The organism is Roseovarius indicus (assembly GCF_008728195.1).
GTDB classification, from domain to species: domain Bacteria; phylum Pseudomonadota; class Alphaproteobacteria; order Rhodobacterales; family Rhodobacteraceae; genus Roseovarius; species Roseovarius indicus.
Genome location: NZ_CP031598.1, coordinates 2,523,307 through 2,548,492, shown reverse-complemented (window position 1 = coordinate 2,548,492; position 25,186 = coordinate 2,523,307). Strand labels below are relative to the sequence as shown.

Genomic DNA, 25,186 nt, shown 5'->3' with positions numbered 1-25,186 from the left:
GATGGGCGGGCTCGCACTGATCGGCCGGCTGGCGATCTATGGCGGCCAGACGCTCTCCCACGTCGTCCGCCCGCCGATCTACCTCAAGGAAATCCTGCAAAGCCTGCTGAACGTCGGCTATTTCAGCCTCCCCGTCGTCGGCCTCACCGCCATCTTCACCGGCGGCGCGCTGGCCCTGCAAATCTACTCCGGCGGCTCCCGCTTCAATGCCGAGGCCGTGGTGCCCCAGATCGTCGCCATCGGCATGGTCCGCGAGTTGGGCCCCGTCCTCGTGGGCCTGATGGTCGCGGCCCGCGTCACCTCCTCCATCGCCGCCGAAATCGCCACCATGAAGGTGACCGAGCAGATCGACGCGCTCGTCACCCTCTCGACCCACCCGATGAAATACCTCACCGTGCCCCGCGTGCTGGCCGGCCTCATCATGGTGCCGGTGCTGGTGGGCGTGGGCGACATCATCGGCATCCTCGGCGGCTATGTCGTGGGCGTCAAAAGCCTGGGCTTCAACGCCTCCGCCTACCTCCAGAACACCTTCGACTTCATCGAAACCCGCGATGTCGTCTCCTCGCTGGTCAAGGGCGCCGCCTTCGGCTTCATCGCCACTTTGCTCGGCTGCTACTACGGCATGAACACCGGCCGCGGCGCGCAAGGCGTCGGCCGCGCCACCAAATCCGCGGTGGAAGCCGCCGCCGTCCTGATCCTCGCCGCCAACTTCCTCCTCACCAGCATCTTCTTCACGATATGATAGAGCTCAAGGACGTCCATAAAGCCTTCGGCAGCAACCGCGTCCTGCGCGGCGTCAACCTGACGATTCCCTCCGCCACCTCGATGGTCATCATCGGCGGCTCGGGCACCGGCAAGTCGGTCGCGCTGAAATGCGTGCTGGGGCTGGTCCGGCCCGACAGCGGCCTCATCACGCTCGACGGCAAGGACGTCACCAAGGGCGACCGCGACGCCTTCCTCGCCCGCTTCGGCATGCTCTTCCAGGGCGGCGCGCTCTTCGACTCGCTCCCGGTCTGGCAGAACGTCGCCTTCCGCCTCCTGCGCGGCTCGCTCAAACGGCCCAAGGCCGAGGCCCGCGAAATCGCCATCGAGAAACTCCGCCGCGTCGGCCTCAAACCCGAACAGGCCGATCTCTTCCCGGCCGAGCTTTCGGGCGGCATGCAGAAACGTGTCGGCCTCGCCCGCGCCATCGCCGCCGAGCCCGAGATCATCTTTTTCGACGAGCCCACCACCGGGCTCGACCCGATCATGGCCGGCGTCATCAACGACCTCATCCGCGAGATCGTCACCGAAATGGGCGCCACCGCCATGACCATCACCCACGACATGACCTCCGTCCGCGCCATCGCCGACAACGTCGCCATGCTCCATGACGGCGTGATCCAGTGGACGGGACCCGTGTCCGAGATGGACACTTCCGGCGACCCCTACCTCGCCCAGTTCATCACCGGCAGCCCCGAAGGCCCGATCGAAGCGGTGCGGTGACGTAGGGTGGGTGCCAACCCACCACGCCCTGCTCCTTCAAACCCGGCCACGGATGATCATGGCACACGCCCGAATAGCGCCGTAGGCGCCGGGCGAGCGCCGGTCCGTCCCGACGGGCAGGCGCTTTGGCGATGTTGCACAACGTTCTTGGGGAAGATGTATTTGGCACCATAAAGCTTAAGCCAAAACTGTTGCAGCGCCTCCCCACGGCCCGGCGCTCGCCCGTCGCCCCAAACCGCCAGCTTCGCCTAATCACACCCGTCCCGGTTACAAGCCGAGTCTCCACACAAAAAACCATCCCGCAACCCTCCCCCTCAAAAACTCACCAAACCCTACCCACACCGCACGCCCCGTTAACCCCGCCGACCACCGCGAAAAACACCGACGCAATACCGACGTTATACCGACGCGATACCGACCCGCCCTTTCCCCGCAAAACAACGCCGTTAACCCCGATTCGCCCAAAACGCGGCGCCACACCGCTTGCCGCCCCCGTCCGCACCGTTTACCTCTGCCTAACCTTTCACACATCCGACGCCATGCTCCGCTACGCCAACCTCGCCCTCCTCGTCCTCTTCCCCGTCTCGTGGTTCGCCCCGATGATGCGCGCCGGCATGCTGCCGCTCTTCGGGCTGTCGGAAATCTCCGTCATCTCGGGCCTTCAATCCCTCTGGCAATCCGACGTCATCCTGGCCCTCATCGTCACGATCTTCGCCCTCTTCGCCCCCTATCTCAAAACCCTCGGCCTCGCGCTGGTGCACTTCCACCTGCTCGACCGCGCCGTGCTCCCGGCCCTGCATATCCTGGGCAAACTCGCCATGGCCGACATCTTCCTCATCGCCCTCTACATCACCATCCTGAAGGGCATCGGCATCGGCCGGATCGAAACCGCCTGGGGCCTCTACCTCTTCACCGCCTGCATCCTCGCCTCCCTCGCCCTCTCGATCCTCACGGCCCGCGAGGCGCGCCTGCAAGGGCGCGACGAGCCGCTTGCCACCGACCCAAACAGCAGGCACTAACACCCCCATGGCCAAACAAGCCTCCTTCACCTGCACCGCCTGCGGCGCCGTCCACTCCAAGTGGTCCGGGCGCTGCGACGCGTGCGGCGAATGGAACACCATCATCGAGGAAGCCCCCCTCTCCGCCGGCCCCGGCAAGAAGGCCTTGGGCGCCAAACGCGGCGCCGCCATCGCCCTCACCGACCTCGCCACCAAGGAGACGCCGCCGCCCCGCTCCGGCTCCGGCATCGCCGAGCTCGACCGCGTTCTCGGCGGCGGTCTCGTGCCCGCCTCGGCCACGCTGGTGGGCGGCGATCCGGGCATCGGCAAATCCACCCTGCTCCTCCAGGCCGCGGCCCGCTTCGCCGAGAAGGGCCTGAAAACGCTCTATATTTCCGGCGAAGAGGCCACCGCCCAGATCCGCATGCGCGCCGCCCGCCTCGGCCTCACCGAGGCACCGGTCAAGCTCGCCACCGCCACCTCCCTGCGCGACATCCTCACCACTCTGGACTCCGAGGCCCCCGGCCTCGTCATCATCGACTCGATCCAGACCATGTGGGTCGACACCGTCGACAGCGCCCCCGGCTCCGTCGCCCAGGTCCGCGCCGCCGCCCACGAACTCACCACCTTCGCAAAGCGCAAGGGCTGCTCGGTCATCCTCGTGGGCCACGTCACCAAGGAAGGCCAGATCGCCGGCCCCCGCGTCGTCGAGCACATGGTCGACACGGTCCTGTATTTCGAAGGCGAGCGCGGGCATCAGTTCCGCATCCTCCGCTCGGTCAAGAACCGCTTCGGTCCCGCCGACGAGATCGGCGTCTTCGAGATGACCGGCCGCGGCCTCGAAGAGGTTTCCAACCCCTCCGAGCTCTTCCTCTCCGGCCGCGGCACCCCCTCGCCGGGCTCCGTCGTCTTCGCCGGCATCGAGGGCACCCGCCCCCTCCTCGTCGAGCTGCAAGCCCTCGTCGCCCCCACCACCACGGCCCAGCCCCGCCGCGCCGTCGTCGGCTGGGACAGCGCCCGCCTCGCCATGATCCTCGCCGTGCTCGAGGCCCGCTGCGGCATCCCCTTCGCCGGGCTCGACGTCTACCTCAACGTCGCCGGCGGCATAAAGATCTCCGAACCCGCCGCCGACCTCGCCGTCGCCTCGGCCCTCCTCAGCGCCCGCGAAGACATCGCCCTCCCGCCTGAAGCGGCGGTTTTCGGGGAAATATCCCTGTCCGGCGCGCTCCGCCCGGTGTCGCAGACGGAAAACAGGTTGAAAGAGGCGCAAAAACTTGGTTTCACGTCCGCGATCGTGCCGGCCGGCGGCAAGCCGGGCGGAGCGGGTGGCATGCGCCTTGACGAATACGGCGATCTGACCGCTTTCGTCGGCGACATTTTCGGCGCAGGTTAAGCGCGACAAAGGGACAGGAAGAGCGTATGGAAGGCTTCACCATCATCGACGGCGTCGTGGCGCTCGTCATCGTGCTGTCGGCCCTGCTGGCCTATTCCCGCGGCCTCGTCCGCGAGGCGCTGGCCATCGCCGGCTGGGTCGCGGCCGGCATCCTCGCCTTCATCTTCGCGCCCCAGATCGAACCGCTGGTCAAGGAAATCCCGGTGGTGGGCGACTTCATCGCCGACAGCTGCGAGCTTTCGATGATCGCGGCCTTCACCGCCATCTTCGCCATAGCGCTCATCGCCGCCTCGCTGATCACGCCGCTCTTCTCGTCGCTGGTCCAGCGCTCGGCCCTGGGCGGCATCGACCAGGCGCTCGGCTTCCTCTTCGGCGTCGCCCGCGGCGTGCTGCTCGTGGCCATCGCCTATTTCGTCTACGAGACGATCATCACCAGCCAGGATATCGAGATCATCGACGACAGCCGCTCGGCCCGCGTCTTCGCCCGCCTGACCGACAATGTCGAAGACCGCGACCCCGAAGCCGCGCTCGGCTGGATCACCCGCCAATACGAGGAACTGGTGGGCGCGTGCGAGCCCTCGTAAGCGCCACCCGGCCCCGGCACAGCACCGGGGCCACACCCTTACCTTCCGTAAGATCACTTTCATGATAGTTTCGTGACATCGGCTGGATGTCGCCCTATGTAGGGCGTGACTGGCATACCGTGAGATTCGGAGCTGCCCCTTGCCCAAGCAAATGCCCCCCGCCCATCCCTTCGACGACGACAAACTGCGCGAGGAATGCGGTATTTTCGGTGTCATCGGCGTTGCCGATGCCGCCAACTTCGTGGCCCTCGGCCTTCACGCCCTGCAGCACCGCGGGCAGGAGGCCGGCGGCATCGTCAGCCATGACGCCGAGCAGGGGTTCAACTCTGCCCGCCGCTTCGGCTACGTGCGCGACAACTTCACCCGCCAATCGCTGATGGAAACCCTGCCGGGGCCGCTCTCGATCGGCCACGTGCGCTATTCCACCGCCGGGGGTAAGGCCCCCGTCATCCGCGACGTGCAGCCCTTCTTCGGCGAGTTTGCCATGGGCGGCGCGGCCATCGCGCATAACGGCAACATCACCAATGCCGACGCGCTCCGCCGCGAGCTGATCGAGCGTGGCTCGATCTTCCAGTCCAACTCCGACAGCGAATGCATCATCCACCTGATGGCCCGCTCGCTTCAGCGCAACATCCCCGAACGGATGGAAGACGCGCTGCGCCGGGTCGAAGGGGCGTTCTCGGTCGTGGCCATGACCCGCACCAAGCTGATCGGCGTCCGCGACCCGCTGGGCGTGCGCCCGTTGGTGCTGGGACAGGTCGGCGATGGCTGGGTGCTGTCGTCGGAAACCTGCGCGCTCGACATCATCGGCGCGCGTTTCGTGCGCGAGATCGAGCCGGGCGAGATGGTCGTCATCACCAATGACGGCGTCGAAAGCCACCGGCCTTTCCGCCCGGCCAAGTCGCGCTTCTGCATCTTCGAGCACGTCTATTTCTCGCGCCCCGACAGCATCATCGGCGGCCGTTCGGTCTATGAAACCCGCAGCCAGATCGGCATCGAACTGGCCCGCGAGGCCCCCGTCGACGCCGACCTCGTCTGCCCGGTCCCCGACAGCGGCACGCCCGCGGCCATCGGTTTCAGCCAGGAATCCGGCATCCCCTACGCCATGGGCATCGTCCGGAACCAGTACATGGGCCGTACCTTCATCGAGCCCACCGAGCAGATCCGCAACATGGGCGTCCGGCTCAAGCTGAACGTCAACCGGGCCCTGATCGAGGGCAAGCGCGTCATCCTCGTCGATGACAGCGTCGTGCGCGGCACCACCTCGCGCAAGATCAAGGAAATGATCCTCGACGCCGGCGCCAAGGAGGTGCATTTCCGCATCGCCAGCCCCCCCACGGCCTGGCCCTGCTTCTACGGGGTCGACACGCCCCAGCGCGACAAGCTGCTGGCGGCCACCATGTCGGAAGACGAGATGCGCGAACATCTCGCGGTCGACAGCCTGAAGTTCATCTCGCTCGACGGGCTCTACCGCGCGGTCGGCGAGGCCTCGGGCCGTGATGCGAAATGCCCGCAATATTGCGATGCCTGCTTCTCGGGCGACTACCCGGTCGAACCCTCCGACCAGATCGAGAAGGGCTTCCAGCTCAAGGCGGCGGAGTAACCCGCCGCCCTTTCCCGGGCGCAGCAAGCAGCTTTCCGCGCACAGCGCTCCACGGGCCTTTTACCGGGGCGCGAACTCCCCTACACCCCCCGCCTCGGCGCGCCTCTGGCGCGCCGTTTCGCATCCACGGACCCGATTCTATGGCACAAGACACCGACACCACACCGCCCGCCCTGAAAGCCGCCTTCGAGGCGACAGACCTGAACGTCCTGCCCCTCGACAAGGCCGTGCTGCTGGGCACCTTCGTCCGCGGCGACGGCTCCGCAGCGCTGGTGCGGACCGCCTCGGGCGACATTCGCAAGCTCGCCCGCGGCGACCACCTCGGCTACGCGGTCGTCACCGCCATCGAAACCGGTGCGCTGCACCTCGCCCAGGGCGGCATGGCCCGCAAGCTCACCATGCCCCCGATCCAGCCCGGCACACCCGCCCGCGTCCGCCCCCATGCCCGGCCGGAAGACAAGACCGAGTGACGCTTGACGCCGGGCCAGCCCCGGCCCATCCTGCCGCGCCATGACTGACACACCCGTCCGCTACCGCCCGCATCATTTCCTGTGCTCGCTGGGGTTCCAGGGCAAGGGCTATTCCGACGGATTCGTCGCCAACATGAGCGATATCATCGACGGCCGCCTGCGCGCGCCGGGCGGCGATGACATCGAGATCGAGGTCGTGGGCGCCGCCGACGATATCTGCGGCCCCTGCCCCAAGCGCCGCGGCCAGCTATGCGAAAGCCAGGCCAAGATCACCACGCTCGACACCCGCCACGCCCGCGCCCTCGGCCTCTTCACCGGCACCCGCCTCACCTGGGGCGAGGCCAAGCGCCGCATCGTCAAGCGCGTGCCCCCGGGCGCCCTCGCCTCGCTCTGCGCGGGCTGCCAGTGGCTCGAGCTGGGACTGTGCGAAAGGGCCTTGAGCGATCTGCACGCCGAAGCCGCGGATTGAGTATTTTCAGAACAATGAAACGCAAAACGCCGCCCCAAACCGGGACGGCGCTCTGAAAGTCATATGGAATGAGGCTCAGCCTTTGCGGGCCTGCGCCGCCTTCCAGCCAGCGGTCACGACCATCGCGGCGATGACCGACTTGACCACGTCACCCAGCAGGAAGGGCGCGACCCAGCCGCTCCACAACGCGCCGGCCGAGGTGCCGACCCACTTGCCGCCGATCCCGGCCAGCTCGGCCACGGCCATCGGCCATGCGACGCCCGGAATGTACAGCACGGCGGAGGCGACCAGCGCCACGACGGCGGTCGACACCACGCCACGGGTCAGCCCGCGATCTGCGGCCAGCCCGGCAACCCATGCCATCAGCACGAAGCCGAACAGGAAGCCGGCGGTCGGCCCGATCAGCGCCGGCGCCGAGGCACCGTTGGCAAAAACCGGCAGGCCCATCGCACCCTCGGCCAGGTAGGCCGCGAGCGTCACGGCCCCCAGCCGCGCACCGAAGGTCAGGCCCACGATCAGGATCGCCAGCGTCTGCAGCGTCAGCGGCACGGGGAAGAACGGAATGCTCACCTGCGCGGCCAGCGCGATGAACATCGTCCCGCCCAGCACCAGGGCGGCCTGTTTCAGAAGGGAGTCTTGGCCAATGACGGCCCCGGCCAGAGTGGTATCGCGCATGATCGTCCTCGCATCCTTTGCTTTAAAAACCTGTGCGACTTTTTCGCCTTTGCAGGGGGGAAGTCAAGCAATTGCACTTGAATTTACCAACCGGCAGTGGGACATCCCCAGCCCATGAGCGACATGTCATCCCCGAAAATCGCGCTGGTCACCGGCGCCTCCCGCGGTCTCGGCGCCGCCATCGCCGAGGCGCTGGCACCCGAGTACCATATCGTCGCCGTGGCCCGCACCACCGGCGCCCTGGAAGAGCTCGACGACCGCATCAAGGAAAAGCGCGGCCAGGCCACGCTTGCGCCGATGGACATCACCAACGCCGATGCCATGGCCCAGCTCTGCCGCTCGATCTACGACCGCTGGGGCAAGATCGATCTCTGGGCCCATTGCGCCATTCACGCGGCGCCCCTGACCCCCGCCAACCACCTCGACCCCAAGGACTGGGACAAATCCGTCGCCGTCAACGTCACCGCCACCGGCCGGCTCATCCCCTTCCTCGCGCCGCTGCTGGGCGAAACCGGCACCGCGCTCTTCTTCGACGACCCCCATGCCGGCGACAAGTTCTTCGCGGCCTACGGCGCCACCAAGGCCGCCCAGACGGCGCTCGCCCGCAGCTGGCAGGCGGAAACCGCCAAGATCGGCCCGCATGTCCACGTGCTCGAACCCAACCCCATGCCCACCGCCACCCGCGCCCGATTCTTCCCCGGCGAAGACCGCGCGGCGCTCACGACCACGGCAAAAGAGGCACAGCGCCTGCTCGGAATGCTCTGACAGCCCGAGCCGCCCCCACCCCGCTTGCCCCGGCGGATTACCGCCGCTACACAAGGCGGACAGGCATCCCGGAGGCAAACGACGTGCGCATTCTCATCACCAATGACGACGGCATCAACGCCCCCGGCCTCGCCGTTCTGGAAGAGATCGCCACCGAGCTTGCCGGGCCCGGCGGTGAGGTCTGGACAGTCGCGCCCGCCTTCGAGCAATCGGGCGTCGGCCACTGCATTTCCTACACCCAGCCGATGATGGTCAGCCAGATGGCCGAGCGCCGCTTCGCCACGCAAGGCTCGCCCGCCGACTGCGTGCTGGCCGCCGTGCACGACATCATGCCCGAGCGCCCCGATCTCGTCCTCTCCGGCGTCAACCGCGGCAACAACGCGGCCGAGAACGCGCTCTATTCCGGCACGTTGGGCGGCGCCATGGAAGCGGCGCTCCAGGGCCTGCCGGCCGTGGCGCTCAGCCAGTATTACGGGCCGGAGAACCGCGACCTCGACGACCAGTTCGAATCCGCCCGTGGCCACGGGCTCGACACCCTCCGCCGGCTGCTCGACAAGGGCGTCTGGACGAAGGACGATTACGGCATCTTCTACAACATCAACTTCCCGCCCGTGCCCTCGGACGCGGTGAAAGGCACCCGCGCCGCCCCGCAAGGCTTCCGCCGCGACATGGGCTTCGGCGTCCAGCCCGCCCAGTCGCCCTCGGGCCGCCGTTTCCTCTGGGTCACCGGCGCACCACAGCAACAGCCCACCTCCGAAGGCACCGATGCAGACTGGAACCTGAAGGGTTATATCTCGGTCACGCCGATGCGCGCCGACCTGACGGCGCATGACGCGCTGGAGGCGCTGAAAGCGATCGAATGACCGACGATTCCCCCGATATCGCCGAGCGCAAGATGCAGTTCCTGTTCGCCCTGCGCTCGCGCGGGGTGACCGACCGGCGCGTGCTGCATGCCATGGAAAAGGTCGATCGCGGCCTCTTCGTGCGCGGCCACTTCGCGGCCCGCGCCTATGAAGACATGCCGCTGCCCATCGCCTGTGGCCAGACCATTTCGCAACCCTCCGTCGTGGGGCTGATGACGCAGGCCCTCAAGGTGTCGAACCGCGACAAGGTGCTCGAGGTCGGCTGCGGCTCGGGCTACCAGGCGGCCATCCTCAGCCAGCTGGCGCGCCGGGTCTACACCGTCGACCGCCACAAGCGGCTCGTGGTCGAGGCGACGGATGTCTTCCGCAAACTCGACCTCACCAATATCACCGCCGTCACCTCCGACGGAAGCTTCGGCCTGCCCGACCAGGCGCCGTTCGATCGCATCCTCGTGACTGCCGCTGCGGAAGACCCGCCCGGGCCGCTCTTGGCCCAGTTGAAAATCGGGGGTATCATGGTATTGCCGGTGGGGCAGTCAGATGCCGTGCAAAGCCTGATCCGCGTGACGCGCACGGAAGACGGCTTCGAGTATGACGAGATGCTCCCGGTACGTTTCGTTCCGCTGGTCGAAGGCCTCGGGCGGGACAGCGGATAAGGGTAGGACAGGACAACCTGATTGAAGACCCCGGGCCACACGGGGCAAAGAACGAGATGAGGAGCTTATCGAGATGCGTTTTCCCCTTCGCCCGGCCGTATTGATGGCCTCAGCCGCGCTCGCGGGCCTGTCGGCCTGCGGCGACTCGGGGCTCGACTTCGACATGCGCGGCGCCTTCGGCAACGCCCCCAGCACATCCGACGCGGCCCGCGCGGCCACGGCCGACCGGCCCCGGCCCGACAGCCGCGGCGTGATCTCCTACCCCAGCTACCAGGTGGCCGTCGCCCGGCGCGGCGACACCGTCGCCGATGTCGCCCAGCGTATCGGCGCCGACGTTCAGGCGATTGCCAGCTACAACGGCCTGCAACCCTCCGACCCGTTGCGCGATGGCGAGATCGTCGCCCTGCCCCAGCGCGTCACCGAACCCGAGGGCGGCCCGATCCGGCCGGGCGGTGTCGACATCACCACGCTCGCCGGCAACGCCATCGACGAGGCCGACAGCACCAGCACGGCAGGCGTCCAGACCAGCACGCTCGACCCGGCGCCGACGGCGCCCAGCAAGCAACCCGGCGGCACCTCGGGCGTCGAACCGGTGCGCCACAAGGTCGAACGCGGCGAAACCGCCTATTCCATCGCCCGGCTCTACAACGTCTCCGTCCGCAGCCTTGCCGAATGGAACGGACTGGGCAGCGATTTCGGCGTCCGCGAGGGGCAGTTCCTGCTGATCCCGGTGGCCCTGCCCGGCAAACCGAAATCCGCCCTCAACGAAGAGTCGACCTCGATGCCCGGCCAAGGCACCCAGACGCCCGAACCGCCGAGCGCCTCGAAACCCCTGCCCGACGAGGAAACCCTGCCCGCGGCCGAAGAGGTGGAAACCACCGCCGCCCCGGACATGAGCTCGGAAGCCTCGGCGCCCAAGGGGAAGATGGGAATGCCGGTGCGCGGCGACATCATCCGCGATTACGAGAAGGGCAAGAACGATGGCATCGACATCGCGGCCTCCCCCGGCACGGCGGTGAACGCCGCCGCCTCCGGCACCGTCGCGGCCATCACCGAGGATACCAACGGCATCCCGATCATCGTGGTCAAGCACCCCGACAACCTGCTGACGGTCTATTCCAACGTCGGCGGCGTCGCGGTGTCCAAGGGCGACAGCGTCAGCCGCGGCCAGAAGCTCGCCGAGATCCGCAGCGACGGCACGGCGGCGGTCCATTTCGAAGTGCGCGAAGGCTTCGATTCGGTCGATCCGGGCCCGTATCTTCAGTAAATCGGCGGAGTAAGGGGGCTCTGCCCCCAACGTTGAAACCCTGCGGGGTTTCAACGTCTCCCCCGGGATATTTCTGGCCAGAAGAAGCGGGGTGTGGCGCCTAGAGCGCGACCGGGACACCCCGACGGCCGGCCAGATCCGTGAAATACTGCCATGCCACCCGGCCCGACCGGGCCCCGCGCGTGGCCTGCCACTCGATCGCCTCGGCCCGCAGGGTGGCGTCGTCGATCTCGACCCCGTAGGCGTTGCAATAGCCGCGGATCATCGTCAGGTACTCGTCCTGATCGCAGGGATGGAAGCCCAACCACAGCCCGAACCGGTCCGACAGCGAGACCTTCTCCTCCGTCGCCTCCGACGGGCTGATCGCGGTAGAGCGCTCGTTCTCGATCATGTCACGCGGCATCAGGTGGCGGCGGTTCGAGGTGGCGTAGAACACCACGTTCTCCGGCCGCCCCTCGATCCCGCCATCCAGAACCGCCTTCAGCGATTTGTAATGCTGGTCGTCATGCGAAAAGCTCAGGTCGTCGCAGAACAGCAGGAACCGCTCCTCGGCGTCGCGCAACAGGCCAAGCAGACGGCCCACGCTGGTCAGGTCCTCCCGCTGAAGCTCGACGATCTTCAGCGGCGCCCCCTCGGCCCTGACAGCCGCATGCACCGCCTTCACCAGAGACGACTTGCCCATCCCCCGCGAGCCCCACAACAGCGCGTTGTTGGCCGGCAGACCCTTGGCAAACTGGCGGGTGTTCTCAAGCAGCGTATCGCGCGAGCGGTTGATCCCCACCAGCAGCGACATGTCGATCCGGTTGACCTTGGGCACCGGCACCAGCCGGTCGGGCTCCACGTGCCAGACGAACGCATCGGCCGCCGCGAAATCGGGCGCCTCCAGCGGCGCCGGGCTCATCCGCTCCAGCGCCGCCGCGATCCTGTCGAGCGGCTCGGTCACGACCGGCCCTCGCGATCCTCCGGGTCGCCGTCCTCGTCCTCGAACTCGGCCAGCAGCGGATCATCCTCGTCATCGTCCTCGAACCACGCGCCCTCGGCCTTCAGCTGCTCGATGCGCTTCCGTTCGACACGACCCACAAGGAAAATCGAGATCTCGTAAAGCCCGTAGACCACCACGAACAGGATCACCTGGGTGATGACATCCGGCGGCGTCACCAGCGCGGCCAGCACCAGGATGCCCACCACCGCGTATTTCCGCATGGTCTTGAGCCCCTCGGCCCCAACCAGCCCGGCCTTGCCCATCAGGGTCAGCAACACGGGCAGCTGGAAGCACAGGCCGAAGGCCACGATGAACTTGATCGTCAGGTTCAGGTATTCCTGCGCCGAGCCCTGGAACACCACCGACAGGCCCGGCCGGTTCTGCGGATCACCCGCCGGCACGGCCTCGCCCCCGGTGCCGAATTGCTGGAACCCGAGGAAGAAGTCATAGGCCAGCGGCGTCACCACGTAGAAGGCAAAGGACGCGCCCAGGATGAACATGAAGGGCGACGCCAGCAGGAACGGCAGGAACGCCCCCTTCTCCGACTTGTAGAGCCCGGGCGCCACGAAGCGCCACATCTGGTTCGCCAGGTACGGGAAGGACAGCATGAAGCCACCCAGCAGCGACACCTTGATCGCCACGAAGAAGCCTTCCTGCGGCTTGATGAAGATCAGGTCGCAGTTCTGTCCCCGCTCGGCCAGAACCTGGCACAACGGCGCGGTCAGGAAGTTGAAGATCGGCGTCGCGACGGTGAAGCAGATGATCATGCCGACCATGAAGGCGACGACACATTTGATCAGCCGCGTGCGCAGCTCGGCCAGGTGTTCGATAAGCGGGGCGGCGCTGTCTTCGATCTCGTCATCGGCGGCACGGGTCATGCCTTGTCCTCGGTCTTGGAGGCCGTGGATTTGCGCGCGGCCGGCTTTTTGGTTGTCGATTTAGACCCGGCCGCCCCGGATTTCGCCGCCGTCTTGCGTGTGCCAGTCGATTTCGACGTGCTCTTCGACGCGGTCGACGCCTTCGCCGTGGATTTGGCCGGGGTCTTCTTCGCCGCCGGTTTCGCGGTGCTCTTGGCAGAGGAGGAGGATTTCGCCGCCGTCTTCGTTCCGGTCGACGACTTGGCGGCCGTCTTGGTGCCACCCGACTTCGGGGCCGCCTTGGTCTTGTCTTCCGCCTTGGCCACGGCCCCGCCCGAGGCCGTGTCGGCCTCCTTCGCGGCGGCCTCCTCGGCCTCCTTCGCGCGGCGCTCCTCGGCCATCTTGCCGGCGCGCTCGCGGATCTTCTCGGCCTGCTCGGCCCGTTCCGGGTCAAGCTCGCTCTTCTGCGGGCCGGCCATCGATTTCGCGGTAAAGCTCTCGGTCGACTTCCTGACCTCGTCCATCGCCGATTTCATCGGGTTGGACGCGGCGTTGAGCGAGCGTTTCACGTCGCTCATCCCGGCATCGTCGGCGGCATCGTTCATCGCCTTCGAGAAGTCGCGCGCCATGCGCTTGGCCTTGCCGACGAAGTTGCCCACCGTCCGGAACATGCCGGGCAGGTCCTTCGGGCCCACCACGATCAGCGCCACGATGCCGATGAGCAGAAGCTCGGTCCAGCCAAGGTCGAACATTTAAGGGATCAGGCCTTGTCTTTTTCGTTCTCGGTCGACGTCTCTTCGGCAGAGGCGTCGTTGCTGGCGTCTTCGAGTTCCTTGTTGCCCTCGGACACGCCTTTCTTGAACGAGGTGATGCCCTTGCCCACCTCACCCATCAGCGAAGAGATCTTGCCGCGGCCGAACAGAACCAGCACCACGACGGCGATCAGAAGAAGGCCCGGAAGGCCGATATTGTTGAGCATGCTTTCTCTCCCATGGTCGGGCCACGTTTGTGCGCGACCCTCGCAATTTCGTCAACCGTATCTAAGCCTTCGCGCGGGCGGATGAAAGCGGGAATGGGGCTTCTCACGCGGTTTTTTGAAGGCTTTGCCGCAATCCCCGGCACGGGCCTGAGACGATACGACGCTGACCCGCCCGCCTCAGGCGGCGGTCCACCGCTCCACGAACCCCCGGATCCGCCCGAAGGTGACCGGTTTCGTCTCCTTCGGATGCACCCTGAGAAGACCGTGCTCCTGCTCCCACGCCTCGAGCAGCTCCAGCCGCGGGTCAAGCTGCGACAGCGCCCGGATCGAGCCGATCGCCAGCTTCTCGTCGAACGGGTTGTGCAAGGCAAAGACCGGGTATTTTCCCGCCTCGTACAGCTCCGGCCAGGCAAAACCCCCGGAAAAGCTGAGGATCCCCGCGGGGTCCGGCCGCTCGAACCCCAGCCATGGCGCCAGGAACGCAAGGTTGAACGCGGTGACCGCCCCGGCCCCGCTGCCGCCCAGCACCGGGCGCCCGGCAAAGCCGATCTCGTCGCGGACGCCCTCCAGCCATGTCATGAAGCGCGACAGGTCCTCGGCCGCCGCGATCGCCGCCGCGCCCGAGAACCAGCCCGCGCCCTCGGCCACCGGCATCCGCTCCAGCTCGTCCAGCCTCGCCCGGCTGCCCTCCGACAGGTCGGCCGCCCCGGCCCCCAGCCGGTATTCCGGCGTGGCCAGCGCGAACCCCTCGATCGTCAGCTGCCGCGCCAGCCGGCGAATCTGCAGCTGGTCATGGGCTCCGTCGCGAAACCCGCCGCCATGGATCCAAACCAAAAGCGGCGGCGGCCGCCGCCGTCGCTGTTTCGGCAGGTAGAGCGTCGCGTGCAGCGCCACCTCCTGCCCGTCCAGCGGGGCATGGCCATAGACCGCGTCCGCGACCATCCGCGTGCCCGCCCGCTTGTCGAAATCGGCAAACTCCAAGGCGCCCACCCCCGTCAGCCCTTACAGCGTCGCGTTGACGTTGCCGCCATCGAGCAGGATATTCTGCCCGACGATGAACCCGGCATGCTGGCTGCACAGGAACGCGCAGGCCGCACCGAACTCCTCCTTGGTGCCATAGCGCCCGGCCGGCAGCGATGCCTCCCGCTCCGCCCGCACCTCCTCGAAGGGCCGGCCCTCGGCCTGGGCCGCCGCCTTGTCGAGCGAATCCGCCCGGTCGGTCGCATGAATGCCGGGTAGCAGGTTGTTGATATTCACACCCTTTCCGGCCACCTGGCGCGACGTGCCCGCCACGTACCCGGTCAGCCCGGCCCGCGCCGAATTGCTCAACCCCAGCACCGCGATCGGCGCTTTCACCGATTGCGAGGTGATGTTCACCACCCGCCCCCAGCCGCGCTCCATCATCCCCGGCAGCAGTGCCTTCATCAGCGCGATCGGCGTCAGCATGTTGGCATCGAGCGCCTTGATGAAATCCTCGCGGTCCCAGTCGCTCCACATGCCCGGCGGCGGGCCCCCGGCATTGGTGACAAGGATATCCACATCGCCCGCGGCCTCCAGCACCTTCGCCTGCCCGGCCTCGGTCGTCACGTCCGTCGCAACGGTCACCACCTCGACACCGAACGCCTCGCGGATATCCTTCGCCGCCGCCTCCAAAGCCTCGGCGCCCCGCGCATTCATCACCAGGTCCACGCCCGCCTCGGCCAGCGCCCGGGCACAGCCCAGCCCCAGCCCCTTCGACGACGCGCAAACCAAGGCCCGTTTTCCCCTGATACCAAGATCCATCAAAACTCTCCCCTTTTCCTCCGGAAAGACGTACCACTGCTTACGCCCGCATTGCCAGCAAAACACCGGGGATTCGACCAGTTGCTGCCACAAAGGCGGTCTAGATGCGTTGCCTGAGTTGGCCCGCCCGGGCGCCTCAGATTTTGCAAGTGTGATTGGTAGATAGATGAAGACACCCGCCCAGAACGCCGCGCAATCCATTCCGGTTTACCAGTCCGCCGACCTGACGGTCGTCAACGGCGCCAATCTCGGCGATCCGCTCTCCTTCGCGATGGAGCTCGATCTCGACGACACCTACGAGCTTCGCCAGAACGCCCGCCTGCGCCGCCTGTCGATCACGCCGTCCGACAAGGGCACCTTCATCATCTCGCCCGACTCGGCCATCGGCCGCCCCGGCGCCACGCTCTATCTCGACAGCAGCCTGACCCTGATGTCCTCCACCGGCCAGACCGCCGAGGTCCTCGTGCTGGTCGAGGTCGACGACCACAGCAATGTCGAGAACGTCTTCGCCCTGCCCCTGGCCCAGCTCACCCCTCGCATGGGCTATTCGCTGGTCGGCATTGACCGCGAGACCGCCCGCCAGAAATTCGCCCAGGTCGCCTGCGTCTCCTTCTCCCGCGGCACCCATATCACCATGGCCTCCGGCGCCCAGAAACCCATCGAGGAGCTGACCCTCGGCGATCTCGTCCTCACCCGCGACGACGGCCCCCAGGCCGTCCGTTGGATCGGCCAGTCGACCGTCCGCGCCGTGGGCGAGTTCGCCCCGATCCGCATCAAGGCCGGCACCCTCCACAACGAGAACGACCTGCTGGTCAGCCCCGATCACCGGCTTTTCATCTACCAGCGCTTCGACGCGCTCGGCGCCGGCCGGCACGAAGTGCTCGTGCGCGCCCGCCATCTCGTCAACGGCGATACCGTCACCCGCCAGTCGGGCGGCTTCGTCGACTATTTCCAGCTGCTCTTCGACCGGCACCACATCATCTTCGCCGAAGGCATCGCCGCGGAAACCTTCCTCGTCGACACCCGCACGCGCGATGCCCTGCCGGCCGAACTGACCCGCACCCTCGACGAGGGGCTCTCCGGCCATTCCGGCCGCCGCCACCTCGAATACGAGGTCAGCGAGGCGCTTCTCAAGCATCCCGACGCCGCCAGCCTGCTCAAGCGCGCCTCGACGCGCTGAGCCTCGGGCCAGACGCCTATCCTCTGAATTTCCGCGCCTGTTCCTTGGCGGCCTTGCCATCGGGCTCCAGCGCGGGCTTGGCGTTATGCGCGCTGATCGATTCCCGGGTCCACTGGGTCTCGTTGCGCGGTTGGCCGAAGGCGTCCTTCGCCTTCACCGTGTTGCTCGTCTTGGCGGGTTCGCCCTGCTTCCTGTCCGGCACGGGGGTGGCCGGATCGTCCTGCTTGTCGGGGCGTGCGAAATTCGGGTTTTGGCCTTTGGATGCCATGGGTCCTCCTTTCGGTTACCTCACTCCACGTAAGCCCTGCCGGCCATATGACAACCGCACCCACCGCACGCGCACCGACGTAATACCGACAAAATACCGACGTTATACCGACGTGCCAGCTTGCGCCGTTTGCCCCACCCCTCTATATGCCCGCTCATGCCCGACGCCTCTCATAACCGCCCCGAATTGCCCGCAGAAATTGCCCGCCGCCGGACCTTCGCGATCATCTCGCACCCCGACGCCGGCAAGACGACTCTGACCGAGAAGTTCCTGCTCTTCGGCGGCGCCATCCAGATGGCCGGCCAGGTCCGCGCCAAGGGCGAGGCGCGGCGCACCCGCTCAGACTACATGCAGATGGAGAAAGATCGCGGCATCTCCGTCTCCGCCTCGGCAATGTCGTTCGATTTCAAGCACTTCCGCTTCAATCTTGTCGACACGCCCGGCCACTCCGACTTCTCCGAAGACACCTATCGCACCCTCACCGCGGTCGATGCGGCGATCATGGTGATCGACGGCGCCAAGGGCGTCGAAAGCCAGACCCGCAAGCTTTTCGAGGTCTGCCGCCTGCGCGACCTGCCAATCCTGACCTTCTGCAACAAGATGGACAGGGAAAGCCGGGACACGTTTGAAATCATTGACGAAATCCAGGAAAACCTGGCCATCGACGTGACCCCGGCAAGCTGGCCCATCGGGGTGGGGCGCGATTTCGTCGGCTGCTACGACCTGCTCAACGACCGGCTCGAACTGATGGACCGCGCCGACCGCAACAAGGTCGCGGAAACCATTGAAATCAAAGGGCTTGATGACCCAAAACTGGCCGAGCATGTGCCCGACCACCTCGTCGATCAGCTCCGCGAGGAGGTCGAGATGGCCCGCGAACTCCTGCCCACGCTGAACCCCCAGTCGGTGCTCGAAGGGCACATGACCCCCATCTGGTTCGGCTCCGCCATCAACTCCTTCGGCGTCAAGGAACTGATGGAAGGGATCGGCGCCTACGGCCCCGAACCGCAGCCGCAATCGGCCGAACCGCGCCAGATTTCCCCTGAAGAAACAAAGGTTTCCGGCTTTGTCTTCAAGGTTCAGGCGAACATGGACCCCAAGCACCGCGACCGCGTGGCCTTCGTCCGCATGGCCTCCGGCCACTTCAAGCGCGGCATGAAACTCACCCATGTCCGCACGAAGAAACCGCTCACCGTCTCGGCGCCCGTCCTCTTCCTCGCCTCCGACCGCGAACTCGCGGAAGAGGCCTGGGCGGGCGATATCATCGGCATCCCCAACCACGGCCAGCTGCGCATCGGCGACACGTTAACCGAAGGGGAAGCTTTGCGTGTTACGGGTATCCCGTCATTTGCACCGGAACTGCTGCAATCCTGCCGTGCCGGCGATCCGATGAAGGCCAAGCACCTCGAAAAGGCGCTCATGCAATTCGCCGAGGAAGGCGCGGCCAAGGTTTTCAAGCCCGCCTTCGGGTCAGGGTTCATCGTGGGCGTCGTCGGCGCCCTGCAATTCGAGGTGTTGGGCTCCCGGATCGAGCTGGAATATGGCCTGCCCGTGCGGTTCGAAGCCTCGCAATTCACCTCCGCCCGCTGGGTCAGGGGCGACAAGCAGGCGGTCGAGAAATTCATGGACGCGAACAAACAGCATATCGCCCATGACCATGACGGCGACGTCGTCTACCTGACCCGCCTGCAATGGGATATCGACCGGATCGAACGGGATTATCCGGATGTAACCCTGTCCGCCACCAAGGAAATGATGGGCTGACCCCAGGTTTCACAAAACGTTAAGAAACCTTAAGCCCGCGTTAACGTTGACCGGGCATGAACGCTCACACCGCCGCCCTTTCCGACGCCACCGATACCGGCCCCGACACCGTGGTCACCATCGTCGACACGCTCGACGACATGGCGACCGACCGCACGTCCATCCCCTTCGGCGATGTGGTCGAAACCATCGGCGCCCAGGGTTTCGGCCCCCTTCTCCTCGGCCTCGCCGCGCTGCTTGTCCTGCCCTTCGGCATGATCCCCGGCGTCGGCGGCGCCATCGGCCTGATCATGGCCGTGATCGGCATCCAGATCATGCGCGGCCGCCGCGGCGTCTGGCTGCCCGGCTTCATCCGCCGCCGCCGCATGCCCGCCCGCCACCTGCGCCGCGCCTGCAGCTTTCTGCGCCCCCGAATGCAATGGCTCAGCCACCGCCTGCGCCCCCGCGCCACGCCCCTCGCCGAGGGCTCCGTGTCGCTGCGTATCATCGCGCTCCTGCTGATCCTCCTGGGGCTCTCCATGACGGTCCTCGGCGCCATTCCCATTCTGCCGCCGCTGATGGGCATCCCGGTGCTGTTCTTCGCCCTTGGCCTCACCACCCGCGACGGCGCGGCCGTGGCGCTCGGCTACCTCCTCCTGCTGCCCGCGATCTACGTCGCCACCACGATGTAGAAGTGGCGCCCAAGCCCTTCATCTTGCCCGAAATACTCCCGCCGGAGGCGTCCCTCCCTCACCCCACGCGCACCGTATCCCTCTTGCGCCCCCGGCCGCCAAACCGCATTGTCGCCGCATGAGCAGCCTTCCCACCTGGGGCGTGGTCTCGACTATAAAGGCCCCCGCCGCCGACATCCTGAATTTCGCCGCCCACCACCTCGATCTGGGCGCCCACCGGGTGCATGTCTATCTCGACGAAGACAACCCGCAGGCCCGCGACCACCTCTCCGCCCATCCCAAATGCCGCGTCACCGTCACCGACGACGCCTACTGGAGCCGCCGCGCCAAGGGCCGCCCCGGCGCCCACCAGCCGCGCCAGACGGCCAACGCCACCCATTGCTACAATCGCAATCCACAGGTCGACTGGCTGGCCCATATCGACGTCGACGAGTTCCTCTGGCCCGCGGCCCCCATCGCCGACCAGCTCGCCGCCCTTCCGTCCGAGACCCGCAGCGCCCGCGTCCACCCCATCGAGGCACTGGCCCCCGACCCCGACGACCCGCCGCCCAAGGGCCAGATCTGGTGCAAGGGCCACGCCCGCCAGCAGGGCCCCCGCCGCGCCCAGACCAACGAAATCTACCCCACCTACGGCGAACACCTGAACGGGGGCTTCCTCAGCCACGTCGCCGGCAAGGTCTTCGTCCGCACCGGGCTCGACGGCGTTTCCCTGCGCATCCACAACGCCTTTTTCGACCGCCAGCAGGATCCCGACCCCGCCCGCCTCGACGCCATGCACCTCGTCCACCTCCACGCCCACAGCTGGCCCCATTGGCAAGAGACCTTCCGCTTCCGCATGGCCCAGGGCAGCTACCGCGACGGCCTCCGCGCCGCCCCAATGCCCGATGGAATCGCCCTGACGATGAACCAGCTGTTCTCGATGCTCGAAGACGACGGCGGAGAGCCCGCCCTGCGCGCCTTCTACCGCGAGGTCTGCACCGCCACGCCCGACCTGCGCGCGCGGCTCGACAGACACGGCCATCTCCACGCCGTCCGGCTCGACCTCGACACGAAGCGCCAGAAACAGTTTCCATATTTCACTTGATTGTCACCCAAGGGGAAACAATATCACGATCTGGTGTTATTTCGGTACGCTACAGGGCAGTTAATGCAAGCTTGCATTGACCATACCCCCCTTGATTCTATAAAGGCTGGCGCACGCATGGGGGTGCGCTGACCGATACGTAAGCCATCACCTCCACATTCGACGAGACGGCGGGCCAAGACTGTGTCCGCAAACCATGGACACATATGACCAAATTTTCTGATCTGAACCTCAATCCGAAGGTCCTCAAGGCCGTAGAAGAAGCCGGCTACGAAACCCCCACACCCATCCAGGCGGGCGCCATCCCCCCGGCCCTCGAAGGCCGCGACGTTCTGGGCATCGCCCAGACGGGCACCGGCAAGACGGCGGGCTTCACCCTGCCGATGCTGTCGCTTCTGGCACGTGGCCGGGCCCGGGCGCGCATGCCGCGCAGCCTGGTGCTCTGCCCCACCCGCGAACTCGCGGCGCAGGTGGCCGAGAACTTCGACACCTATTCCAAGTATCTCAAGCTCACCCGCGCCCTTCTGATCGGCGGCGTCAGCTTCAAGGAACAGGAAGCCATCATCGACAAGGGCGTCGACGTGCTGATCGCCACGCCCGGCCGCCTGCTCGACCATTTCGAGCGCGGCAAGCTGATCCTCAGCGACGTCAAGATCATGGTGGTGGACGAGGCCGACCGCATGCTCGACATGGGGTTCATCCCCGATATCGAGCGTATCTTCGGTCTGACCCCCTTCACCCGGCAGACGCTCTTCTTCTCGGCCACCATGGCCTCGGAAATCGAGCGTATCACCAACACCTTCCTGCAGGCCCCCGAGCGCATCGAGGTTGCCCGTCAGGCCACCGCCTCCGAGACTATCAAGCAGGAAGTGGTGATGTTCAAACCCTCCCGCCGCGACAAGGCCGACAGCGAGAAGCGGGCGCTTCTGCGGGCCATGATCGACGCCGAGGGCGAGAAGCTGACCAACGCGATCATCTTCTGCAACCGCAAGACGGATGTGGATATCGTTGCCAAGTCGCTGAAAACCCATGGCTATGACGCGGCCCCCATCCACGGCGACCTCGACCAGAGCCAGCGCACGCGCACGCTCGACGGGTTCCGCTCAGGCACGCTCAAGCTGCTGGTGGCTTCCGACGTGGCCGCCCGCGGGCTCGACGTGCCCTCGGTCAGCCACGTGTTCAATTTCGACGTCCCCGGCCACCCCGAGGATTACGTCCACCGCATCGGCCGCACCGGCCGCGCAGGCCGTGACGGCAAGGCGATCACCCTCTGCGGATCGCGCGACGAAAAGGCGCTCGACGCAGTCGAGAAGCTGATCCAGAAGGAAATTCCCCGGGCCGAGAACCCGCTGGGCAACACCGCCCCCGCCGCCGATGAGGCGAAGGAGGAAGAAAAGCCCAAACGCGCCTCGCGCAGCCGCTCGAAAAAGTCCGACGACGCCCCTGCCAAGAAGGCCGAAGAAGCCCCGGCAACCGAGACCGTCGCCGAGGACACCCAGCCGCAGAAGAGTGACGACAGCAAACCGCGGTCGTCCTCCTCCCGCGGTGGCTCCAAGCGTGGCAAGAAGGACGACGGCAACAAGACCGTGGGCATGGGCGACCACCTGCCCCAGTTCATCGCCCTCAGCTTCGACCAGCGCCGCGCCAGCTAAGGCGCTTTGGCCTCCCGTCCCTAGCCCTTATCATCGAAGGGGCAACACGGACGGGAGACAGCCATGCCCCTCATCGACATTCACGTGCTCGAAGGTGTGTTCACCGACGAGGACAAGGAACGCATCCTTCTGAAGGTGATCGACGCCTTTGGCGAGGCCGCGGGCGGCCGGATGAAGGAAAACACCTCCGCCCGCATTCACGAGGTCAAAAGCGGCTCATGGGCCTTTGGTGGCAACGTACTGCACACCGAGCTCGGCCTGGCGATTCGCCGGGGCGACTGAGGCTCAGTTCGTCAGCCGGCTGATGATCACCGTCACCTCGGGCCGCTTGCCGATCTCGGCCTGCGCCACCTGCCGCACGACCTTGCGTACGCCGTCTTCCAGCTTGTCGTCGTCGGTCAGGGTCTTGTCACCCGCCCGGCCAAGAAACTGGCTAAGGTCCTCTTCCAGCACGTCGACCAGAGGCGCCCGGCTGCTGCCCTCCTCGGCCAGCCCCTTCAGCTCGCACCACGGCTCGCCCAGCGGCTCGTCATCCTCGTCGAGGATGACGTTCACCATCACATGCCCGTTGAGCGCCATCCGGATCCGGTCACGCACGATGCCGTCCAACGCGCCGACCTGCACGTTCCCGTCAAGGTACACGCGCCCGGTCTCGACGTAATCGGCCACCGACGGGCTTTCTCCCGACAGCTCGATCATCGTGCCGTTCGGTGCCAGAACGGCCCCGAACCCCTTGGATTTCGCCAGTTTTACGTGCTCGCGCAGATGCCTGTGCTCGCCATGCATCGGCACAACGTAAGACGGCTTGATCAGCTTGTGCAGCCGCTCCAGGTCGGGCCGGTTGGCATGGCCCGACACGTGATACCGCCCGCCATCGTCGTCGACGACATCCACGCTCATCTCGCTGAACTGGTTCATGATCCGGATCACGCCGCGCTCGTTCCCCGGAATCGTCTTCGACGAGAACAGGAACGTATCGCCCGGCTTCATCTCGATCCCGTTATACTTGCCCTGCGCCAGCTGCGCGCTGGCCGCCCGGCGCTCGCCCTGGCTGCCCGTCACGATCAGCATCAGGTTCTCGCGCGGAATGTTCTTCGTATCCTCCGGGCTCACCGTGCGCGGAAACCCGGTCAGCACGCCGGTCTCGACCGCCGCTTCGATCATCCGCCGCATCGCCCGGCCCATCAGGCAGATCGACCGCCCCGCCCGTTCACCGGCCTCGGCCAGCGTCTTTACCCGCGCCACGTTGCTGGCGAACGTGGTGGCCACGAACATGCCCTTGGCGCCCGCGATCAGGCTTTCGATCTCCGGCCCCAGGCTGCTTTCCGACCGCCCCGCATGGGGGCTGAACACATTCGTCGAATCGCACATCAGCGCCAGACCCCCCGGCTCCGACAGCGACGCCCACAACTCCTCGTCGAACGCCTCGCCCACGACCGGGTCGGTATCCATCTTGAAGTCGCCCGAATGCACCAGCCGGCCCAGCTTGGTGTCGATCACCAGCCCCGCGCTTTCCGGGATCGAGTGCGAGATCGGCACGAACCCCACCTTGAACGGGCCGGCCTCGATCACCTCGGGCCACGGGCTCGCGGTGATCACCGCCTTCTCGGGCTGGCCCCGCTCTTCCATCTTCTTCCGGGCAATGTTGGCGGTGAACGCGCGCGCATAGATCGGCGCGCCCAGCCGGTCATAGTAATGCGAGACCGCGCCCACGTGATCCTCGTGCGCATGGGTCACGAACACGGCCTCCAGCCGATCGCGCCGTTCCTCCAGCCAGCTGATATCGGGAAAGATCAGGTCGACGCCCGGCGTCGTGTCCATATCCGGAAAGGTCACGCCCAGATCGACAAGGATCAGTCGCTCCTTTCCCGGCTCGCCAATACCGTAGACATAGGCGTTCATCCCGATTTCGCCCGCCCCGCCAAGGGGCAGGTAGATCAGCCGCTCTTTGCTCATGCTGCCTCAGCCTTTCACGTTATGCGCATGGATCACCGTCAGCCCATGCATTGTCAGATCTTCCTCGATATGGTCGAAGAGCAGGTCGCCCTGCGCGAATAGCGGCGCCAGCCCGCCGGTGCCGATCACCTTCATCGGCTGCTCGTATTCCGCCCGGATCCGCTCGGTGATGCCGTTCACAAGGCCCACATAGCCCCAGAACACGCCCGATTGCATACAGGCCACCGTGTTGGTGCCGATCACCTTCTGCGGCTTCGTCACGTCCACATGCGGCAGGGCCGCCGCGGCCGCGTGCAGCGCCTCCAGCGACAGGTTCACGCCCGGCGCAATCACCCCGCCCACATAGGCCCCGTCATGGGCCACAACGTCGAAGGTCGTCGCCGTCCCGAAATCCACCACGATCAGGTCACCGCCATGCCGGTCATAGGCGCCCGCCGTGTTCACCAGCCGGTCCGGCCCCACCTGCGTGCCCTCGTCCACCCGCGGCTGTACCGGCAGAGCGCAGTCCGGCTTGCCCACCACCACAGGCCGGCAGCCGAAGAACCGGTCGGCAAAGACGCGCAGGTTGAACACCACCCGCGGCACGGTCGACGAGATGATCACGTCGGTGATGTCCATCTCGATCCCGTAATGCTTCACCAGCGTCGAGAACCAGGTGAAATAGGCATCCGCGGTGCGGGCATGGTGGGTCGAGGTCCGGAGCGTGCACAGGAATTCCGTCCCATCCCAGATGGAAAAGACCGTGTTGGTATTGCCGCAGTCGATCGCCAGTAGCATGAGCGC

At 66.4% G+C, this 25,186-nt stretch carries 28 protein-coding genes; 18 read left to right on the top strand and 10 right to left on the bottom strand.

From position 1 onward, the window contains the following. The first annotated feature begins 1 nt into the window (after position 1). The 8 genes from RIdsm_RS11945 to RIdsm_RS11910 all read left to right on the top strand — a co-directional run bounded on the left by RIdsm_RS11945 (position 2) and on the right by RIdsm_RS11910 (position 7,002). The gene (locus RIdsm_RS11945) at positions 2 to 742 is read left to right on the top strand and encodes an MlaE family ABC transporter permease (RefSeq protein ID WP_420854131.1); all 741 of its coding nucleotides are present in this window, start codon (positions 2 to 4) and stop codon (positions 740 to 742) included. Continuing rightward, the gene (locus tag RIdsm_RS11940) at positions 739 to 1,485 is read left to right on the top strand and encodes an ABC transporter ATP-binding protein (RefSeq protein WP_057816586.1); all 747 of its coding nucleotides are present in this window, start codon (positions 739 to 741) and stop codon (positions 1,483 to 1,485) included. Before RIdsm_RS11945 ends, RIdsm_RS11940 begins: the two co-directional genes overlap by 4 nt. 539 nt (positions 1,486 to 2,024) lie before the next feature. Beyond that, positions 2,025 to 2,504, top strand: a complete 480-nt coding sequence (locus RIdsm_RS11935; protein WP_057816585.1) for a paraquat-inducible protein A — start codon at positions 2,025 to 2,027, stop codon at positions 2,502 to 2,504. A 7-nt stretch (positions 2,505 to 2,511) separates the two neighbouring features. Beyond that, the gene (gene radA / locus RIdsm_RS11930) at positions 2,512 to 3,876 is read left to right on the top strand and encodes a DNA repair protein RadA (RefSeq protein WP_057816584.1); all 1,365 of its coding nucleotides are present in this window, start codon (positions 2,512 to 2,514) and stop codon (positions 3,874 to 3,876) included. 26 nt (positions 3,877 to 3,902) lie between these two features. Then, entirely contained in the window at positions 3,903 to 4,460 is a 558-nt protein-coding gene (locus RIdsm_RS11925; protein ID WP_057816583.1) for a CvpA family protein, read from the top strand. Positions 4,461 to 4,611: 151 nt separating this feature from the next. After that, positions 4,612 to 6,063 (top strand): amidophosphoribosyltransferase, encoded by a 1,452-nt coding sequence (purF, locus tag RIdsm_RS11920; protein WP_057816582.1) that lies wholly within the window; start codon positions 4,612 to 4,614, stop codon positions 6,061 to 6,063. Between the two features lie 140 nt (positions 6,064 to 6,203). Further along, on the top strand, positions 6,204 to 6,533 hold the full coding sequence (locus RIdsm_RS11915) for a hypothetical protein (RefSeq protein ID WP_057816581.1): 330 nt from the start codon (positions 6,204 to 6,206) through the stop codon (positions 6,531 to 6,533). A 40-nt stretch (positions 6,534 to 6,573) separates the two neighbouring features. Then, entirely contained in the window at positions 6,574 to 7,002 is a 429-nt protein-coding gene (locus RIdsm_RS11910) for a DUF1284 domain-containing protein (RefSeq protein ID WP_057816580.1), read from the top strand. Positions 7,003 to 7,077: 75 nt separating this feature from the next. On the opposite strand, the gene RIdsm_RS11905 is transcribed toward RIdsm_RS11910, so the two are convergent. Then, positions 7,078 to 7,677 (bottom strand): biotin transporter BioY, encoded by a 600-nt coding sequence (locus RIdsm_RS11905; protein ID WP_057816579.1) that lies wholly within the window; start codon positions 7,675 to 7,677, stop codon positions 7,078 to 7,080. Positions 7,678 to 7,791: 114 nt separating this feature from the next. On the opposite strand from RIdsm_RS11905, the gene RIdsm_RS11900 reads away from it, so the two are divergent. The 4 genes from RIdsm_RS11900 (at position 7,792) to RIdsm_RS11885 (ending at position 11,228) form a co-directional block, all read left to right on the top strand. Then, positions 7,792 to 8,442 carry an SDR family oxidoreductase gene (locus RIdsm_RS11900; protein WP_057816578.1) on the top strand — a complete coding sequence of 217 codons (651 nt, stop codon included), beginning with the start codon at positions 7,792 to 7,794 and terminating at the stop codon, positions 8,440 to 8,442. An 83-nt stretch (positions 8,443 to 8,525) separates the two neighbouring features. Then, on the top strand, positions 8,526 to 9,305 hold the full coding sequence (gene surE / locus RIdsm_RS11895) for a 5'/3'-nucleotidase SurE (protein WP_057816577.1): 780 nt from the start codon (positions 8,526 to 8,528) through the stop codon (positions 9,303 to 9,305). Continuing rightward, positions 9,302 to 9,961 carry a protein-L-isoaspartate(D-aspartate) O-methyltransferase gene (locus tag RIdsm_RS11890; protein ID WP_057816576.1) on the top strand — a complete coding sequence of 220 codons (660 nt, stop codon included), beginning with the start codon at positions 9,302 to 9,304 and terminating at the stop codon, positions 9,959 to 9,961. Before surE ends, RIdsm_RS11890 begins: the two co-directional genes overlap by 4 nt. A 73-nt stretch (positions 9,962 to 10,034) precedes the next feature. Continuing rightward, entirely contained in the window at positions 10,035 to 11,228 is a 1,194-nt protein-coding gene (locus RIdsm_RS11885; protein WP_057816575.1) for a LysM peptidoglycan-binding domain-containing M23 family metallopeptidase, read from the top strand. Positions 11,229 to 11,328: 100 nt separating this feature from the next. Here the strand turns inward: RIdsm_RS11885 and RIdsm_RS11880 are convergent, their stop codons facing one another. The 6 genes from RIdsm_RS11880 to RIdsm_RS11855 all read right to left on the bottom strand — a co-directional run bounded on the left by RIdsm_RS11880 (position 11,329) and on the right by RIdsm_RS11855 (position 15,828). After that, positions 11,329 to 12,171: an ATP-binding protein gene (locus tag RIdsm_RS11880; RefSeq protein WP_236553234.1), complete on the bottom strand. Its 843-nt coding sequence runs from the start codon at positions 12,169 to 12,171 to the stop codon at positions 11,329 to 11,331. Beyond that, the gene (gene tatC, locus RIdsm_RS11875; protein ID WP_057816574.1) at positions 12,168 to 13,088 is read right to left on the bottom strand and encodes a twin-arginine translocase subunit TatC; all 921 of its coding nucleotides are present in this window, start codon (positions 13,086 to 13,088) and stop codon (positions 12,168 to 12,170) included. Before tatC ends, RIdsm_RS11880 begins: the two co-directional genes overlap by 4 nt. Beyond that, a complete protein-coding gene (gene tatB, locus RIdsm_RS11870; RefSeq protein ID WP_074939783.1) occupies positions 13,085 to 13,819 on the bottom strand; it encodes a Sec-independent protein translocase protein TatB in 735 nt (244 codons plus the stop codon). Before tatB ends, tatC begins: the two co-directional genes overlap by 4 nt. A gap of 8 nt (positions 13,820 to 13,827) precedes the next feature. Then, the gene (locus tag RIdsm_RS11865; protein ID WP_057816573.1) at positions 13,828 to 14,046 is read right to left on the bottom strand and encodes a twin-arginine translocase TatA/TatE family subunit; all 219 of its coding nucleotides are present in this window, start codon (positions 14,044 to 14,046) and stop codon (positions 13,828 to 13,830) included. 177 nt (positions 14,047 to 14,223) lie between these two features. Further along, positions 14,224 to 15,027, bottom strand: coding sequence for an alpha/beta hydrolase (locus RIdsm_RS11860; protein ID WP_201455569.1), 804 nt, complete (start codon positions 15,025 to 15,027; stop codon positions 14,224 to 14,226). A gap of 21 nt (positions 15,028 to 15,048) precedes the next feature. Continuing rightward, positions 15,049 to 15,828, bottom strand: a complete 780-nt coding sequence (locus RIdsm_RS11855; protein ID WP_057816571.1) for an SDR family oxidoreductase — start codon at positions 15,826 to 15,828, stop codon at positions 15,049 to 15,051. A 166-nt stretch (positions 15,829 to 15,994) separates the two neighbouring features. Here RIdsm_RS11855 and RIdsm_RS11850 point away from each other — a divergent pair, with 166 nt between their 5' ends. Next, a complete protein-coding gene (locus RIdsm_RS11850; RefSeq protein WP_057816570.1) occupies positions 15,995 to 17,008 on the top strand; it encodes a Hint domain-containing protein in 1,014 nt (337 codons plus the stop codon). A gap of 16 nt (positions 17,009 to 17,024) precedes the next feature. Here RIdsm_RS11850 and RIdsm_RS11845 read toward each other — a convergent pair whose 3' ends face one another. Then, positions 17,025 to 17,276, bottom strand: coding sequence for a hypothetical protein (locus tag RIdsm_RS11845; RefSeq protein WP_057816569.1), 252 nt, complete (start codon positions 17,274 to 17,276; stop codon positions 17,025 to 17,027). Between the two features lie 156 nt (positions 17,277 to 17,432). On the opposite strand from RIdsm_RS11845, the gene RIdsm_RS11840 reads away from it, so the two are divergent. From RIdsm_RS11840 to RIdsm_RS11820, 5 genes are all read left to right on the top strand, one after another. Next, positions 17,433 to 19,040 (top strand): peptide chain release factor 3, encoded by a 1,608-nt coding sequence (locus RIdsm_RS11840; RefSeq protein ID WP_057816568.1) that lies wholly within the window; start codon positions 17,433 to 17,435, stop codon positions 19,038 to 19,040. 56 nt (positions 19,041 to 19,096) lie between these two features. Further along, on the top strand, positions 19,097 to 19,711 hold the full coding sequence (locus tag RIdsm_RS11835; protein WP_057816567.1) for an exopolysaccharide biosynthesis protein: 615 nt from the start codon (positions 19,097 to 19,099) through the stop codon (positions 19,709 to 19,711). 118 nt (positions 19,712 to 19,829) lie between these two features. Continuing rightward, entirely contained in the window at positions 19,830 to 20,795 is a 966-nt protein-coding gene (locus tag RIdsm_RS11830; RefSeq protein WP_057816566.1) for a glycosyltransferase family 2 protein, read from the top strand. A gap of 206 nt (positions 20,796 to 21,001) precedes the next feature. Continuing rightward, complete coding sequence (locus RIdsm_RS11825) at positions 21,002 to 22,447, top strand: DEAD/DEAH box helicase (protein ID WP_057816565.1); 1,446 nt, start codon at positions 21,002 to 21,004, stop codon at positions 22,445 to 22,447. Positions 22,448 to 22,510: 63 nt separating this feature from the next. Continuing rightward, on the top strand, positions 22,511 to 22,729 hold the full coding sequence (locus RIdsm_RS11820) for a tautomerase family protein (RefSeq protein ID WP_057816564.1): 219 nt from the start codon (positions 22,511 to 22,513) through the stop codon (positions 22,727 to 22,729). A 3-nt stretch (positions 22,730 to 22,732) separates the two neighbouring features. Here RIdsm_RS11820 and RIdsm_RS11815 read toward each other — a convergent pair whose 3' ends face one another. Beyond that, the gene (locus RIdsm_RS11815; RefSeq protein WP_057816563.1) at positions 22,733 to 24,403 is read right to left on the bottom strand and encodes a ribonuclease J; all 1,671 of its coding nucleotides are present in this window, start codon (positions 24,401 to 24,403) and stop codon (positions 22,733 to 22,735) included. A gap of 6 nt (positions 24,404 to 24,409) precedes the next feature. Then, on the bottom strand, positions 24,410 to 25,180 hold the full coding sequence (locus RIdsm_RS11810; RefSeq protein ID WP_057816562.1) for a type III pantothenate kinase: 771 nt from the start codon (positions 25,178 to 25,180) through the stop codon (positions 24,410 to 24,412). Between the last annotated feature and the right edge of the window lie 6 nt (positions 25,181 to 25,186).